Origin of the sequence: Sphingobacterium sp. UBA6317 (genome assembly GCF_002440385.1) — a bacterium.
Lineage (GTDB): Bacteria > Bacteroidota > Bacteroidia > Sphingobacteriales > Sphingobacteriaceae > Sphingobacterium > Sphingobacterium multivorum.
The window spans coordinates 142,180-158,897 of record NZ_DJTD01000041.1; the positions used below are offsets into that span (position 1 = coordinate 142,180).

General features: G+C 39.2%; 17 protein-coding genes. 7 read left to right on the forward strand and 10 right to left on the reverse strand.

Annotated elements, in window-relative coordinates; all coding sequences use genetic code 11:
* Window positions 1-51: 51 nt before the first annotated feature.
* Window positions 52-585, forward strand: coding sequence for an NADPH-dependent FMN reductase (locus B3E92_RS13360; protein ID WP_115047908.1), 534 nt, complete (start codon window positions 52-54; stop codon window positions 583-585).
* 526 nt (window positions 586-1,111) lie between these two features.
* On the opposite strand, the gene B3E92_RS13365 is transcribed toward B3E92_RS13360, so the two are convergent.
* The 9 genes from B3E92_RS13365 to B3E92_RS13405 all read right to left on the reverse strand — a co-directional run bounded on the left by B3E92_RS13365 (window position 1,112) and on the right by B3E92_RS13405 (window position 11,054).
* A complete protein-coding gene (locus B3E92_RS13365; protein ID WP_159332884.1) occupies window positions 1,112-1,672 on the reverse strand; it encodes a peroxiredoxin family protein in 561 nt (186 codons plus the stop codon).
* 120 nt (window positions 1,673-1,792) lie between these two features.
* Complete coding sequence (locus B3E92_RS13370) at window positions 1,793-2,260, reverse strand: DUF4369 domain-containing protein (RefSeq protein WP_115047901.1); 468 nt, start codon at window positions 2,258-2,260, stop codon at window positions 1,793-1,795.
* 8 nt (window positions 2,261-2,268) lie between these two features.
* Window positions 2,269-3,459: a thioredoxin family protein gene (locus B3E92_RS13375; RefSeq protein WP_070569393.1), complete on the reverse strand. Its 1,191-nt coding sequence runs from the start codon at window positions 3,457-3,459 to the stop codon at window positions 2,269-2,271.
* Window positions 3,460-3,535: 76 nt separating this feature from the next.
* Window positions 3,536-4,984, reverse strand: coding sequence for a RagB/SusD family nutrient uptake outer membrane protein (locus tag B3E92_RS13380; RefSeq protein WP_070569390.1), 1,449 nt, complete (start codon window positions 4,982-4,984; stop codon window positions 3,536-3,538).
* Window positions 4,985-4,996: 12 nt separating this feature from the next.
* Window positions 4,997-8,467 (reverse strand): SusC/RagA family TonB-linked outer membrane protein, encoded by a 3,471-nt coding sequence (locus B3E92_RS13385; RefSeq protein WP_286897200.1) that lies wholly within the window; start codon window positions 8,465-8,467, stop codon window positions 4,997-4,999.
* Between the two features lie 234 nt (window positions 8,468-8,701).
* Complete coding sequence (locus B3E92_RS13390) at window positions 8,702-9,583, reverse strand: FecR family protein (protein ID WP_070569385.1); 882 nt, start codon at window positions 9,581-9,583, stop codon at window positions 8,702-8,704.
* Between the two features lie 15 nt (window positions 9,584-9,598).
* Window positions 9,599-9,841 carry a hypothetical protein gene (locus tag B3E92_RS13395; RefSeq protein WP_115047897.1) on the reverse strand — a complete coding sequence of 81 codons (243 nt, stop codon included), beginning with the start codon at window positions 9,839-9,841 and terminating at the stop codon, window positions 9,599-9,601.
* A gap of 96 nt (window positions 9,842-9,937) precedes the next feature.
* On the reverse strand, window positions 9,938-10,531 hold the full coding sequence (locus tag B3E92_RS13400; protein WP_070569382.1) for an RNA polymerase sigma factor: 594 nt from the start codon (window positions 10,529-10,531) through the stop codon (window positions 9,938-9,940).
* A gap of 175 nt (window positions 10,532-10,706) precedes the next feature.
* Window positions 10,707-11,054, reverse strand: a complete 348-nt coding sequence (locus tag B3E92_RS13405; protein WP_070569380.1) for a winged helix-turn-helix transcriptional regulator — start codon at window positions 11,052-11,054, stop codon at window positions 10,707-10,709.
* Between the two features lie 112 nt (window positions 11,055-11,166).
* Here B3E92_RS13405 and B3E92_RS13410 point away from each other — a divergent pair, with 112 nt between their 5' ends.
* The 6 genes from B3E92_RS13410 to B3E92_RS13435 all read left to right on the forward strand — a co-directional run bounded on the left by B3E92_RS13410 (window position 11,167) and on the right by B3E92_RS13435 (window position 15,783).
* Window positions 11,167-12,231, forward strand: coding sequence for an NADH:flavin oxidoreductase (locus B3E92_RS13410; RefSeq protein ID WP_286897204.1), 1,065 nt, complete (start codon window positions 11,167-11,169; stop codon window positions 12,229-12,231).
* 178 nt (window positions 12,232-12,409) lie between these two features.
* Window positions 12,410-13,063 (forward strand): alpha/beta fold hydrolase, encoded by a 654-nt coding sequence (locus B3E92_RS13415; RefSeq protein WP_286768295.1) that lies wholly within the window; start codon window positions 12,410-12,412, stop codon window positions 13,061-13,063.
* Window positions 13,064-13,381: 318 nt separating this feature from the next.
* Window positions 13,382-14,440 carry an SMP-30/gluconolactonase/LRE family protein gene (locus B3E92_RS13420; protein ID WP_236560156.1) on the forward strand — a complete coding sequence of 353 codons (1,059 nt, stop codon included), beginning with the start codon at window positions 13,382-13,384 and terminating at the stop codon, window positions 14,438-14,440.
* 331 nt (window positions 14,441-14,771) lie between these two features.
* Window positions 14,772-15,086 (forward strand): hypothetical protein, encoded by a 315-nt coding sequence (locus B3E92_RS13425; protein ID WP_070569368.1) that lies wholly within the window; start codon window positions 14,772-14,774, stop codon window positions 15,084-15,086.
* Between the two features lie 32 nt (window positions 15,087-15,118).
* A complete protein-coding gene (locus B3E92_RS13430) occupies window positions 15,119-15,439 on the forward strand; it encodes a hypothetical protein (RefSeq protein WP_070569365.1) in 321 nt (106 codons plus the stop codon).
* An 11-nt stretch (window positions 15,440-15,450) separates the two neighbouring features.
* Window positions 15,451-15,783 (forward strand): hypothetical protein, encoded by a 333-nt coding sequence (locus B3E92_RS13435; protein ID WP_286897207.1) that lies wholly within the window; start codon window positions 15,451-15,453, stop codon window positions 15,781-15,783.
* 13 nt (window positions 15,784-15,796) lie between these two features.
* Here the strand turns inward: B3E92_RS13435 and B3E92_RS13440 are convergent, their stop codons facing one another.
* Window positions 15,797-16,561, reverse strand: coding sequence for a DUF72 domain-containing protein (locus tag B3E92_RS13440; protein WP_070569952.1), 765 nt, complete (start codon window positions 16,559-16,561; stop codon window positions 15,797-15,799).
* Between the last annotated feature and the right edge of the window lie 157 nt (window positions 16,562-16,718).

Below are 16,718 nucleotides of genomic sequence, written 5' to 3' on the forward strand. Positions count from 1 at the left end.
TTTCGTGAAATTGACTAAATTTAAGCAACCGATAATCATAAAGGATAAAACATGAAAATATTTGCATTCGCTGGGAGTAATTCTTCCACATCAATTAACAAACAATTGGTCAAATTTGTACTTAAAAGCTTCGAGGGGCACGAGATTAATTTGATCGACCTGAATGACTATAACATGCCTGTCTTTTCTGTTGACCTAGAAAAGAATGGCTTCCCACAGGAAGCGCAGCTTTTTCTGGATCATATTGCCTCCAGTGACATAATCATTTGCTCCCTGGCAGAGAATAATCGTTCCTATAGCGTTGCATTTAAAAATGTATTCGACTGGGCATCTAGAATAAATGTTAAAGTTTTCCAAGATAAACCCATGTTGCTTATGACAACTTCACCCGGAGGTTACGGTGGTGGAAATGTAATGGCCGAAGCGCATAAATTCTTTCCGCAGTTTGGCGCTATCATTAAAGAAACATTCTCGCTTCCCAAATTTTACGAAAATTTTGATCAGGATAATGGCGTAATCAGTCCAGAACACCTCAATAGTCTGAGGGAAAAAATAGCGGGCTTTAAGGAACAGATTTCTTCCTAACGTCAAAATCCAGTGTCATTTTTCTGGGCTTTGTATTGATTACTTCGATGCAGTGAACCTGCTGGAAAAGCTTTTTAAGGTTATTTTGCAGGGCCAAGCTACATACTGGCTTGGCCTTTCTTTGCTTATTCTTACCCTTTTGCTTACTGTTTCTCTAGTATTTTGTTACTTCTTTAGCAAAGGAATACCAAAGAAACAGCAAAGAAATACCAAAGAAACAGCAAAGAAATACCAAAGAAACAGCAAAGGAATACCAAAGAAACAGCAAAGGAATACCAAAGAAACAGCGAAGAAATACCAAAGAAGAAGCGAGTCAATCCCCTAGCTGTCCCAAAGAAATAGTAACGGAATAGCAGAGAAATAGCGAAAAAGCTGCAAGCCCTTACCTTAGCACCCCAAAGAGCGGCGCTATAATAGAAAACGGTCCCCTAACGATAGCAGCTGTTAAAGGTTCATAATTAAGGAGGGGTGATTTACCCCTCCTTAAAATTTATTTAAGGAGGGGTAAATCACCCCTCCTTAAAATTTATTTAAGGAGCTCTTCGAGTTTCTCTATTAACTTTACTCCTTTTAAGTTGATTCCAACAATCTTACCTTCGGGAGAGATGAGGTAATTTTGCGGGATAGCCTGAATACCGTACAATTGAGCCGCTTGATTTTGCCAACCATTCAGATCAGACACCTGAGGCCAGGTTAACCCATCTTGTTCAATCGCTTTCATCCAGTTATCTTTCTTCCCGGGTTTATCGAGTGAAACACCCAGTATCTCAAATTTTGATCCTTTAAATTTTTGATAGGCTTTCACCAGATTAGGGTTCTCTGCACGACAGGGACCGCACCATGACGCCCAAAAATCCAAAAGCACGTATTTACCTTTAAAATCCGAAAGTTTTAACGCTTTACCTTCAGGAGTTTCCTGTTCAAAATCTAAAGCTGGCTGTCCAATTCCTAGTTTTTTTGCGAGTTGAATATCTGCATTCAATTTTTTTCCGATAGCTGTTTGCCTTAATCTCGATGACAAATTGAAAAACAAAGGTTCGGTGGTAACTACATTATCATCGTAGCTGGCAACTTCCTGCAAGGCCAACAAACTGAAGTAATTGTCTGGATTATTGACGATAAAATTTCGCTGCGCCTTCTTACGTTCTGTTTCGATCTTGTCTATTTCTTGCGCAATTTGGTTGAGCGCATTCTCGTCACGATTTTTTTACTGATACAAATCAGCTCTTTTAGACTGCTGAACCATAAGCTTTTTCTCATAGGAGTTTAAATAATCTTGATACTGCTTATAGGCTACCTGCAGTTTACCGCCTTTCACCAAGGAAGACTCGAAAGGACGTTGAACAGTGATTTGCGTATTGGGTTCCATAGGGTCTACGTAAAATGTAAGACGCTCCATCGGGCCACCTTTGCGGTTCCAGAAGGAAGCTCCATCTTTGGAATAAAATAACATGACTTGCGTTGGTTCCATAATTTCCCCCTTATAGATCACATCATTGGATCCAAAATTAATAGAGTCAATTGTCAATTTTCTGTCCACGATGTAGCGAACAAATGCTTTAGATTTTGCGGGAAATTGTTTTCCCTTTATTGTTAATTGAAAACGCTGACCTTGAGCCGATACTGTCCCAAGACAACTTAAAACCAAGAATATGGATGTAGCTATTTTTTTCATATTGACTATTACAGTGCTTTAGCACGTGCCACAAGAGCATCGGCCAGTTTAATAATTTTTGAAGTTTCCAGTTCCGCCAATCCACGCGCAGCTTCTGCAGCTTGAACAGCTTCTTTCTTTTTTTTCAATGCGATACAAATATCGGCCAATGTTCCTTGATTGGAATAACTTGAGGGATTCAATTCGACTGCCTGTTTGGCCAGCACATAGCATTGTTTTAGGATAACTGGATTTGCAATATTTCCTTTTGCATTGGCATTGCGGCGGGCAATAAAGCTCAATCTCTCGTCCTCATTTTTGAGCAGGCCTTTTCTTAAGACATTCGTGAGGGTAACAAACTCCTTATGGGTACCATGTGCAGCGGTCCATTCTACTTTATACAGTGCAGCTTCTATTTTTTGTTCTTGATCTTTTAGGCCTTCAAAATAGGCTAGGCCAGCATTAAACTCATCTACTTTATGATCTCTAATATAGCCATACATGGCATAACGTAGCAGCTGTGCCTCTTTTTTCGCAAAATCCGCCGGCACTGCTATGCTTTTAAAATAAGATTTGTTCGACTCAAAAAATTTTCCGTAACGATCATCCAGGCTTTGTGCCATCATTTTTATGGTCTCCCATCCGTTTGGGCTCCTCAAAAATTTATCGGTAGCCACGCTGTCCAATGCCTTTTTCGCTGCATTTGCTGCTTGACTATCGGTTTGCTCCATCACTTTAATATAGCGGATTAGAAAATTAGACTCCCGCATACCCAAATCGTACGATTTACGCAAGTTGGGGATTTGAAAATTGGGATCATTAGCTTGCTCTGCCTGTTTCAGGAACAAATCAGCTTCCATGCGAGACTGGGTTCTATAGATCAATGTCCCCTGCCCATCTAAAAATAAATACGTGGGAAAACTTCTGATTTGGTATAATTTAGCAATGTCTACACCCTCTCCTATCTCGCAGTCAAATTTAGTATTGATAAACCTGCTATTAAAATAACGAGCGACTTCAGGTTGTGAAAACACATTTCCTTCCATCCATTTACAGGGAGCGCACCAGGAGGTAAATCCATCCAGGAAAATCAGTTTATTTTCTTGCTTGGCCAATTCCTTTGCCTGGCCAAAAGTGATCTTCTGAAACTGTATATGTTCTTGTGCGAGCAATAGCATCGACTGTGTAAAAGCCAGTGCTGTCAATAGTATCTTTTTCATATTTTTTTATTAAGAACCTAATCAATTTCCATGTTGATAGAAATTGATTAGGAATGAGTGGTCTACATCTAATTTTTTAGCGTTCGTATTGGGGAATTCCCGGATTCAACGAAAGTACCTTTGGGGGAACCGGAAGTATCATCCGGGCATCCGTGGATTCCATTTCGAAAACTTTCCCTGCCAATGGATGTTGGATTGACTTCTTAAAATTGTCTGCTATAGCGAGTCGTTTCAAATCAATCAGCCTATCGGATGCCATAAAGGGCATTTCACGACGTCTTTCGTCAAGTACCGTCTGTAAAACAATTTTTGGATCCGTTGAGGTTAACGCTTTATTATTCTCTATTCGGCTATTTCTTAATGTATTCAAGAAGCTTAGTGCCTCCGCCGTATTACCCGTCCGAACAGCTGCTTCCGCAGCAATCAAAAACAATTCAGGCGTATTAAATCCTGTGCTAAATTCGACGTAGGGAGCAAAAAGAACCCGTCCTGGAAATTTTACAATAGTAGCACCTAAAGAAGCCTGATCGCGACAGAAAAATAATTCATAACGTTTGTCGGTTGCACCTGCTGGCAAATCTTTGGCGTATGTTTCTATCAGCTCTTTAGAGGCATAAAATTCGGCATTGGGGCTACCTAGGGAACTTGTTCCCAATCGAGACCATACAGCCTCCATATTCGTTCTGGAATCGGGAAATTGAACCGAATTATCTGTTTTAAGACAAACTCGTCCCCAAGTCGTCTTGTCTTTATTGGTATATAAACTATAATCAATGAGCGTTTTATTCACAGCAAGTGCTTGTTTTGCATTCTCAAGGGCCTCTTTGTATTTTCCCTGATAGAGATAAACCCGACTTAGAAAAGAGAAACCGACGGAACGTACTGCTTGAAATCTATTTGACTGCACTGTACTCAAATTTGGCAACGCGTCATTAAGATCGCTAACTACCTGATCATAGATCGCCTGAACAGATACACGTTCGTATTTTTGATTGATATCCTCTTTCAGCACCAAAGGTACCCCTAGATCTTTTGTTGCACTTGCAGGATTATAATGAGCGGCATAGATATTCACTAGACTAAGGTATTCAAATGCACGACCGACCTTAGCCTCAGCCCAAACCCTTTTCTTTTCGGCTTCCGATCCCTCTGTTGCTGCCAATACATTGTTAATAACAACATTGTAAGTGAATATGTGGCTATAAGCCGATTCCCAGTATGGATCATACTGGCCATCTTCAAATATCGCACCGTGAGCAAAGCTATAGAGTTGTTTTTTTACATAGTCATAATAGTCATAGCTTGCTGCCGATTGTACATCCTGAGGATCTCCGGACTGTAAATTATCTACTAAATAGTTCGGATAAACAGCGGAAGCCCTTACTAAAGATTGATCGTTTAGAAGCAATTTGTAATCATTCAGATTCTCTGGAATTGTAAAACCTTTTGGTTTAATATCCAAGTATTTGTTACAGCTATTCAATGTCAATAAACCGAATAGCAATCCTATATATATTTTTCTCATGATATTTTCTTATTAAAATCCTACAGATACACCTAAATTGTAAATTATTGGTGCTTGTATCCCTCTACTTGGACTCGTTACCGTACTATACCCAGCCCAAACCTCGGGATCAAGATTATCCTTGTTAGCGACCCAACGCCATGCATTCAATACCTGTCCTATTAGACGCACATAAGAAAGTTTTGTCGGTGCAATCCATTGTGCAGGAAGGTTGTAGGATAATGAAATATCGCGCAATTTAATATAGTCAGCCTTCTGAACAAATTTATGTGCAGCATTGAAAATATCGGAAATATTGCCTGAAGCAGCAGAAACAAATGCGGGAGCAATATCAGGGTTACTTTCATCACCTGGGTTCTTCCAATAGTTCAACCATAATTTGTCGAAGTTATTATTGTAGTTAAGCTCCGCGTATTTACTCAAGAACTCTGGATGAACTCCCCGCATCACATGGCCACCATTGAAAATAAACATAAAGGAAAGCGTCAAATCTTTATACTTAAATCCATTTCTGAAAGAAACAGTGTAGGGAGGTACTGTCGTACCTTCATAGATTAAATCATCGACAGTCAATTTTTGCGTGGTCTCGACCAGACTACCATCAGCCTTTCGTGCCAAAGGTCGTCCCTTATCATTTAATCCCGCATAATCTATGCTATATAAACTACCCATTGGGATTCCAACCCGATTTTGGGGAGCATAATAGTAATAGTATGGGGTATTCTGTTCAACATATAGATTGGTAATCTTATTTTTGTTGTAACTAAAATTCACTGTGCTGTTCCAGCTGAAGTTTTCACGTTGAATCATCTTACCATTCAGCCCCAACTCGATCCCGCTATTCTGCATATCAGCATAATTAAGCAACACCATATCCCATCCCAAAGTTGGATCCAACGGCGTATTCCCCAATAAATCAGAAGTTTTCTTATTGTAGATATCAAGAGTAGCTGTAAGTCTATCTTTAAATAGTGAGAAATCAAAACCAACATTGAATACTTTTGTTCGCTCCCATCGCAACAATGGATTAGGCGGAGAATCAATGTAGGCTTGCATTTCACCGTTAAAGTAGTTCAGATTGTTATTCACCCTCGAAATCAAATATGGTCCATTATCCTTTGGGACATTTCCATTTACACCATAAGTCGCACGTACCGACCAACGATCTAATGGTTCCCAATCAATTCTTGGCAGATGATATAAAGCGCCTATGGACCAAAGAGGTTTGTATTGATTTTTGATATTTGTTCCAAACAAATTAGATTGATCCATCCGGATGCTTCCACTCAAAGTCAACTTACGATCATAGGTATAAGATCCATTGGCATAGAAGGAAACAAATCTATCGACTAGATCCTTAAATCCAGTCTCTTTTTTCGAAATAGTATAGCTATTAAAAAGCGCCTGTGTGTTTTGGATCTGAATACCAAAAAGCTCTTCATTAATTCCTTTGTAGACTAGGCTATTTTCATCGTAACCATACTTGTAAATATTCGTATATCGGTTATTGATCTGTCTACGTTCAGCACCGGCGATTGCGACAATTTCATGTTTTCCCTGAATATTATTTTGATAATTAAATTGGCCACGTAAGGTATAGCTATTGACATCATTACGTTGTTCAGCAAATTGTCCCCCTTGCGGAATATTGCGTTTGATTGCCCCGTCCTTTCCGATTTGGGTAGCGTCATTCACCATACCTACAACCGATTGGGCATTTTTCCTATTCAATGTGCCATTATACCCTTCGGTCCGTTCACTTTGATAGGACATATCGAAGTCCAGTCCTTTGATAATCTTAAAATTTGCAGCAAAATTTAAGTTAAGGTATTTATTATAGAACTTTTCGTGAATCGCGGCAACATGATTTAAAGGAATATAGGTCTCATCTTCCAGTCCCAGCGCATTCAAGCGATCAATCTCAAACTGAGATTTTGAACTATACCATTGCGCTGGAGAACCATCCTCATTTTCAAGCAGATAATAGGATGCTTTGCCTCCCATATAGTTATCGTAGAAATTGAAGCCAATATCACCCTCTCTATTTTGGTTTTTCCCCAATACATTTGCGCGTAAACTAAACCAGTCGGTAAACTTAAAATTATTTTTCAGACTAAATCCCAGCTCCTTGTTTGTCGCCCGTCCCTTATTGTAATCTCCCGGCTGCGTATAATTGAGGGAATAATGGTATGTATAACGATCGGATCCTCCCGAAATAGCGAGATTATGCTGCTGATCGAATCGGGTCGTATTCAGAAATTTATCCATTTGACTAAAGCGATCACGATTTCGATATACATCCAGCCGCTTTTCCATCTCTTCTTCCGAAATTACTCCACCTTTGCGATCGTACAAAATTCGATAAACGTCGTTCATCGCTTTTCTCGGGTCAATAACTGCATAATCTCCCGAACGGTAATTAAACATTTCCTTTTGAAAGTTGACCAGTTCAGCGCTACTCATCTGATTGAGGTAGCTACGGCTTGGAAGTCCTCTAAAAGAAAGCGTATTGCTATAATCAATCTTTGTTTTGCCTGCGGAGCCTATTTTTGTCGCAATAACAATAACACCGTTAGAGGAACGAACGCCATAAATGGAGGCTGCCGAAGCATCTTTCAAAACGGTTATGGAAGCAATATCATTGGGATTAATAGCTGTTAAGTCACCTTCAAAAGGCATACCGTCAACAACGATTAGCGGAGCAGCCTGTGCGTTGATGGTGGAGCGTCCACGAACCTCGATACCCAGGTTATTTTTCGAATTCTGTGGACTTGAAGTATTTCGCACCAAATTTAGCCCGGGCAACAATCCATCGATCCGGTCCAATAAATTAGGTTGAAGCCGTCCTTCCATGTCTTTGGCTGTCACCTGAGCAATTGAGCCTGCTACTCTTTCTTTGCTTATTTTTTGGTATCCTGTATTGACTGTAATGTTCACTTCCTGCAATTGCTCATCCAAGGCTCTTAAGGTAATCGTACCCAAATCGGACTTAGCTGCAATCGTAAGTGGAGCAAATCCGACCATGGTAATGTCCAAAAAGCTATTTAAACTAACGCCATTAATTTCAAAATGACCATGCTGATCTGTAACGGTTCCTTTTGGAACACCTTTTACACGAATCGTTGCACCTTGAAGTGGTCTGTTGTTATAATCGACAATAAAACCTTTTACCGTCATTAACTGATTAGTGATCGATCGTTGAGTCTGTTGAGATTTTTCGTGTACGACAATAATCTTCCCCTTGATCTCAAAATCGAGATCCAAATCGTCCAATAACTTCCCAAGAGCATTTCCCAACGATTCTTTTTTAACGGTTAAGTTAACCTTTGTATCTGGATCAATAGTTGTGGCCGCCCATACATAAGAATAGCCAGTCTGCTTATTGATCTCTGAAAAAACCTTTCTCAACGACACTGATTTCTCCTGTATCGATACGTCCTGTCCATACGTTTTAGCTCCAACATGAAGCAGACAACAAGACATTAGTATGGTTTTGTAAGCGATATGCGCATAATGTTTCCCCTCCATTGCGGCCTACCCCAAATATCTGGGCGATCGCTGTTTTTCATTTGTTGCGTTTGATCGTATAGGGCACGACCAAGTTGTGCATAATTTTTATAGTTTTGTTTTAGGTTAAGAATTAAAATTCTGTTACAGTTAGAATTACTTGATCTGAAGCCCTAAATGTTGCAAGCGTTTAGGGTTTCGTCTTTTCATTTAGGTTGTTTTGTCTACATAAATGGTCTTTCCTTTAAATTTAAACTTAATTTTCCCGGTACTCTCCAGTACGTTGATGATATCTTTCAGACTGCTGTTACGAGACAACATCGCTTCAAATTTTTCCGATTTTATTTGGTTATCGAGATAGACGACATCTACATTATACCAAGACGCTAACTCATCCATAATACCCCCTAAAGTCTCCGAATTGAACACGAAATATCCGTCTTTCAATGCATTGCGCGCGTCAAGATCAATTATTCGTCGTTCAATTTGACCGAGTTTGATATACGATTCTTCCCCTGGCAACAGTATAATCTGCCTGTCGCCCTGTCGAACCCTAACTTTACCTTCGTATAATGTCGTTTTAAAGTCTTCTATATTCTTGGTTGATTTCACATAAAAATGTGTCCCCAATACGGAGATATTGATCTTCCCTGCTTGTACCACGAAAGGTTTCAGTTTTGGAACCTCACCTTCCCATGGTAAATATTTTTTGGCAACTTCAAAATAAGCCTCCCCCACCAAACGAACCTCCCGCATACTATCTACTTCATAATAATCCAACTGCGTTTTGGCATTCATCCATACTTTGGTTCCATCAGGTAATAGCATGGTCATTTTCCCACCCTTGGGTGTCGCAGCGAATAAATTATTCACTCGTGCCGCTTTATTTTTAACGGGTGATACAAACGATAATAAAGTATCTCCTGGAGCCATCGAAATTGAATTTCCATTTCCTAGACGTACTACCCCTGTCATTTGAGCGGGTTGAATATCTTTATCCGGAGTCTCCTGATAGACCGTATCCGAAAGATTATGTATAAAAAACAACACGAGTAATCCAATCAACGCCGCGGCGATACCATAGGACAACATACGTTTATAAAAAGGTTAAGTGTATGAGGTATTGAGGTAATCTTGTTCAAAGAGGGCAAATGATTCCTCCCAATCATAACGGGCTATCCCGTCTAAATCCGCTTGCATTTGATCTTTGTTGTCAATCAGATCACATAGCCCCTTATTTGCATCAGTTTCGGACCGCCATAAGTCCAACTTTAATTTTTCGTCATCGCGCAATCCTTCCAGCTTGGATTTGCTCAGTAAATAAATGATATGTTGGGGTATTTGCTCCATATTGCTCTATATACTTAAAACAATATTTTGATTTCGTTTCTCTAAAGAGGTGGTAGATATTTTCACAAAAACCTATGTATCAGAAGTATAAATTTTCTAATAATAGAGTAAAAGCAAAAGTAGGCAAAAAAACCGGTCAGGCTTGAGTCTTAATCTCAAAAGTTCAATTCCCCTTTTCTTTTGATTGTAAATCGTACTAGTGGTTAGTCCTAAGGAGATCGCTGCTTCCTGTGGGCTTAAATCTTCAACAATCAACTTACGCATCACTTGCTTACATTGCTCAGGCAGGGTATCAATGGCATCATGGATCGTTCGAAGCGTCTCCAAATAGATCATTTGATGGCTGATCGGTAAATCGACCAGATCGACCTGTGACGTATAAAAATTGGTTTTTTGTTGAATTCTATTTTCTTGTTGGATCCTGTTTAAAGCGGCGTTTCTACAACTTGTGTAGAGAAAACCTCGGATTGATTCAACATGATCAAAATCTATCCGGCGCTCCCAAAGCTTTAAGAATACATCCTGCACGATTTCTTCGATGGTACCTTTATCAAGATTCATCTTTTCTAAAAAATAGCACATTGGACTATAGAAAGTTTTGTACAGAAACTGTAAACCATCCCTTCTGCCCTCCCGAAAAGATTTTAAAAAATCTTGCTTGCTAAATTCTTGGTTTACCTTGTTTTTCACAATTCAATATTACTTAAATTTTAAATAAATATGAAAATTTCATTTATTGTGATCAACAGTCCCGCGCTGGCAAGCAATAGAAAACGGACAGGCCAAACCGGTTGACACAATACTATTCCATTCGGCAGCGATAGCGTAAAAGCGAAGCAAGATCGATGTATTTAGATTATAATTTCTACACGATCAATTCTGGTGATACAGACTCTTCATAGTAGGCTTCATTCCATTTTGCCAATTGGCACATAATAGGTATTAAAGCCTTGCCCTTTTCTGTCAAAGAGTACTCTACGCGTGGTGGGAGCTCCTTGTACTCTTCTCTCAAAATAACGCCATCCTCTTCCAATTCTTTTAATGAACTGGTCAAAACCTTTCGAGAAATATGTTCGATGAGCGCATCCAATTGACCAAATCGGGCTTTTCGATCGCGCAAAGTATAGATAATCACAGGCTTCCACCGGGTACCTAAAATTGCCATGGAACGCTGCATGGCACAGGAACAACTTTTAAATTCAGTCCTTTTCATTTGAATATATTCAAAATAGTTACGCGAAGGTAACTAGTTTATACTAATAATAGTTACAAATATATACTATTTAAAATATATTTGTGAAGATTCACGATTTAAAACGAGAAAAATGAGCATACAAACACTTTTTAATCCATTTGAGTACAAAAATCTAACACTCAAAAACCGCTTTGTAATGGCACCAATGACGAGAGCATTTTCGACGGATGGAATTCCCGACAGCGCTGTAGCGGGATATTACGAGCGTCGTGCCGCGGGAGATGTCGGTTTAATTTTGACGGAAGGTACCGTTATCGAACGACCTTCATCAAAGAATTTAAAGGATATCCCAAACTTTTACGGTGACCAAGCACTGGCCGGCTGGAAAAATATCGTGGATGCAGTGCACGAAAAAGGCGGAAAAATAGCCCCTCAACTATGGCATGTTGGTTATACTCCTATGCAATGGACTCCGCCCGCTGCGTTTGAAAGCCCAGATACAATGACATTAGCGGATATAGAGGCCACGATACAAGCTTACGCTGACGCTGCTAAATCTGCAAAAGACCTCGGTTTTGATGCTTTTGAAATCCATGGCGCCCATGGCTATCTGATCGACCAATTTTTCTGGGAAGGAATGAACCACAGAACAGACGAATTTGGTGGAGAAACAATTAAGGAGCGCTCTAAATTTGCGGTTGAGGTAGTCAAAGCAATGCGAAAAGCGGTTGGACCTGATTTTGTAATCATTCTACGTCTATCACAATGGAAGCAGCAAGACTACACAGCCAAGCTTGCTCCCACCCCCGCAGCGATGGAAGACTGGATCCTACCATTGACAGATGCCGGTGTCGACATTTTTCATGGAAGCCAACGTCGTTATTGGGAGCCGGAATTTGAAGGTAGCGACTTAAATTTCGCTGGATGGCTCAAAAAAATTTCAGGACAACCCACAATCACGGTTGGATCCGTAGGTCTTGACAAAGATTTTGGCGATGTATTTACAAATTCGGAGTTCAAGTCCTCTCCCGCTTCACTGGATGAACTGGTTCGTCGTTACGAACGTGGCGATTTTGACCTTGTAGCTGTAGGCAGGGCGATCTTGCAAGATCCGAATTGGGTGAAAAAAGTGCAAGCCGAAAAATACAACGAATTATCGACTTTTGAAGCGAAGAGTTTGGCGAGCTTATCTTAGTAAGCTCGAGCGATTAGGTGGATTAAAATTACGTTATTTAATATTTACGTTATTTAATATTTACGTTATTCAATAGTATAAACAGGGGCAAAAATTCACTTTCGAAGCAATTTTTGCCCTGTTTTGTAACGATAATTCAGTACCTTGTCTCCGCAAATGGATACAGACACTTGATTAAATGAAAATCACCGCAACCAAAATATATGTCATCAGCGGATTGGGTGTAGATCAACGTGTATTCAGCAAAATAGACTTTGGCTCGCTTGATCTAACCTATCTAGATTGGATTACACCAAGCCCCAATGAACCACTGTCTATTTATGCAAAAAGAATATCGACTAAAATTACTGCAAAGAACCCCATCCTCGTTGGGCTTTCCTTTGGAGGAATGCTTGCAATAGAAATTGCCAAGATTATCGAAACAAAACAAATTATCCTGCTTGCTTCAGCCAAAGGACGGCATGAATTACCCAAACTGTATCGCTTAGCAGGCAGACTCAAAATCAACAAACTGGTTCCTAGTCCGTTACTAAAGTTCCATTGTTTTCTATCAGATTACTTTTTTGGCATACGTAACAAAGAAGATTCCCGCTTGCTAAAACAGATTTTATACGATACAGACCCCATCTTTATGAACTGGGCAATACATCAAACTCTCCAATGGAAAAACAATTCGGTTCCGGACAATTTAATTCATATACATGGTAGTAGAGATCATATTATCCCCATCAAAAATGTAAAGCCCAACTTTATCATTAGGGGTGCGGGACATTTTATGACAGTCACCCATGCCCAGGAGGTTGAAAAGCTCTTGCAAGAAATCTGCTTGTAAATCACCTCCTTTTAATCACCGAGACCAATCCCAACTTTTCTAGTCGCTCAGAAAATTAAATCCAAGCGGATTCGTATCGACATGAAACACACGATATGCTGAGCAGTGTAAAAAAGTATTATTTGAAGAAAAGGACAAACAATAATTGAGAATAGAAGGTTCTTCTATGAGAGCGCGGTCTCTTTACGTAACTAAAAAATCGCTGTTTATTGCTTAATGGGACCAGTCCAAAGTAATATAGTAAGGTTAAATTATAACAAGAATATGCGAACACGGCTCATATTAAGTTTTTTATTCTGTCACATCTTTTTTCTCACTATGCTGGCACAAGTTAATGATACTACAGCCCCGAAATTGGAGGTCGCAGCAGCTTTAGGCCCGTACCGTCCGATCGGTGTTAGCGCTAGCTCCAACAATCGATTATTTGTTTCCTTCCCAAAACAAGCTAAAAATTATCAGTATGCACTTACTGAAATCATCAATGGAAAACCTGTTCCTTATCCAAATGAAGAATGGAATTTAGAAGGAAAAGAGAATTCCCACTTTGTAAATGTTCAGGATATATTTGTCGATACCGAGGACAATCTCTGGGTATTGGATTCTAAACCATCTGCTGCTGGATCAATTTTTGGCAAAGATGAAAAATCAAATCAAGGCCAGTTTAAATTATTAAAAATCAATACAAATACAAATCAAATTGAACATATTTATCGTTTCGACGACCTTGATAAAACCAAATCAGGTCTAAATGATATGCGTATTGATCACAAGCGAAATTTAGCCTATCTCTCCGATCCCGGCCAAGCGGCCATCATTATTTTAGACCTTAAAACTGGACTGACTAGAAAGGCTTTAACTGGAAGCCGTTTTACGCTGGCTGATCCTGATGTATTATTAAGCTATAATGGTATTGAAATGCGTAGTGAAAATGGAAAGCCTTTTTCTTCCAACGTGAATGGCATAGCATTGAGTCACGACTTTAAATATTTATATTTCAAAGCCATCAATCAGACCCATTTGTACTGTATTGCAACAGAATTTTTAGCCGACGCAGGGCTGACGGATCAAGAATTGGAGGCAAAAGTGGAAGACAAAGGAGAAGTCGGAATCACGCATGGCTTACTAGCAGACATTGATGGAAATATTTATCTCACATCGTCAATAGATTATAGTATTAAATATTTAAATCCTGAGGGAAATGTGAATACCCTGGTAAGGGACTCCCGAATACTATGGCCCGATTCTATGGGTATCAGCGGAGATGGATACCTCTATTTCTCTTGTGCACAGCTCTTTAAAGACCCGCAATGGAATAAGGGAGCTGATAAGGTAGAGTTGCCATATTATGTCTTTAAGGTCAAATTACCGAAATTTTGAAAAAAATGTTACAACAAGTGAAATTCTTAAGCATAAAACTCGCGCTGACACATCTACTTTTCACCTAGCTATTATTCTATGCGCAGCCTTCACAAAATTCCCTTCGAATAGTTCCCCTTTATATTTGTCCATCTTTTCTACCCACAAGAAAAGGAACTGAAATTCAGATTCATAAAAACAATAAAATCGAAGTAAAAGCACAAATCACTAAGACATGCCTCCAACTATAAAAAAACAACAGCCTGTTAGATGAAGTATAAAATTTTTAGCAAAAACTTTTTTATACTAATATTTTTAGTATATTTGAATATCAGTTTTAGACAATGCTTTTATGGAACACAGCGCAGCATATGACAATAAGGATTTACACGTAGGTGACATCGTTCGCTTTCATACCCCCCATCCCGATGAGGATCCAAATACGATTTTCATTGTACTATGGTCATACTACGATCCGGCTGGAAAATCATCACGGGCTGAAGTGGTTAAATTTGACCAACGTTCCAAACAAACACCTGTCATTCAGAAGTGGTTTATACGAGATTTAGAAAGAGTCCCCGAAGTAAGTCCAGAATTGCTGAAACAAATTGAGTTATTTATGAAAAGTAAACTTGGCAATGCTATTATCAGTAAGCTAGTCATCTAACAAATTTTAGATCTTCAAATTCGACGTAAAATATGGAAAATAAATTCAAAGAGAAGCGAGGGATGGTGTCAGGTCCGATCTGGTCTGACTGGCGAGAACAACTCCGGGAAAGTGAATTAATCGGCTTACATCAGAGACTCGAGAATCTAGAAAGAGAAATACTCCTTGATTGGCTACAATGGCATGATCCAAAAGGAAACTATACCGATCGTAAATGTATTGAAAATGGCGTGCAGCAGCTTTCCAAATTAAAGGCTGTCGCGTATATCCATAAAGAAATCCTGCGCATCCACATGAAAAGAAGATACAATGCCTTTTCGAATACACACGCACAACTCATCTTTAACAACTAAAATTTCAGATTATGGAGTCTTTTATTAAACAGATCATAGCGCATCAGCTTCCAAAAATTCTAGCTATGGAATCGCATCGCACAGATTGGCGTTATCAGCTCATGAACTTAAAAGATAAGACACTATTCGATAGATTAATGCTGATGAAAAGACAAGAATTACTTGCTTGGCTACAATGGCACAATAATGCTGGGACTTACGCTGATCACGACTGCATCCGGAGAGGTATTCCCTTATTTACGAAAACTCAAGCATTGACCAATGCTTATCAGCGGATTATGCGTGAACATGAAGGCTGGGACGGCTATATGGGAAATGAATATATCCGTGGCAGTGTACTTTAAAAAAAGACACCTTTTAAGCAGGAAATATTTTGTTCGCAGTGATATACGAGGCTAATGTCTTTAGATTAGGAAGTGCCGCTCCTATTGTATTATTAAAATAAGTATAGACTTCTTTTCCCGCTGCAATCCATTCGTTAATATAGGTACTGTATTCCAACAATAGGCTGTCCGAATAGCTTCCCTTATAGTCACCATTTGGGCCATGAAAGCGCATATAGATTATCTTTGCATCCGCATATTGAAGACGCATACCTTGCATATCCTTATCATGAATAACCAGATGCATTTCATAGGATTTTAAAAGTTCGAAAGTTTCTTCTCTATACCAGGAAAGGTCCCTAAATTCTACACATACCTGCCATTTTTCACTTCTCTTATCCTGGGCAATACAATCCAGCAGTTCAACAAGCATTCCAATAGAAGCAAATTTAAAAGATGGTGGTAATTGTATGAGCAAGCACCCTTTCTTTTGGCCGATAGCGTCAATAACAGATAGAAATCTAGCGACATCCTGTGGATCAAACTTAAGTTCTTTTTGATGCGTAATTCCCTTCCATAGTTTAAAGGTGAAACGAAAATCATCGGTCGTCTCTTCGGACCATCTTCTGACTGTTTCTTCTCTGGGAATTTTATAAAAAGAACTGTTTACTTCCAATGAGTTAAATAGTAAACTGTATACAGCCAATCGACTTTTATCCTGTAACTCCTCAGGATAATAACTTTTATTCTTGTAAGGTAAAAGGATACCGCTCGTTCCAGTAAAATATGATTTTTCCATACCCTTATAACAATCGAGCAGCATGCAATGGTTCATTTTTTCTTTCATAGACGAATTATCCTTTGTATTGGTCTGCAATTGAATTGCATATAAAAAACAATTTATCTAAGTTTGAGAAACAAGTAGTACAGCAACAGCTATTTTTAAGCAACTTGTT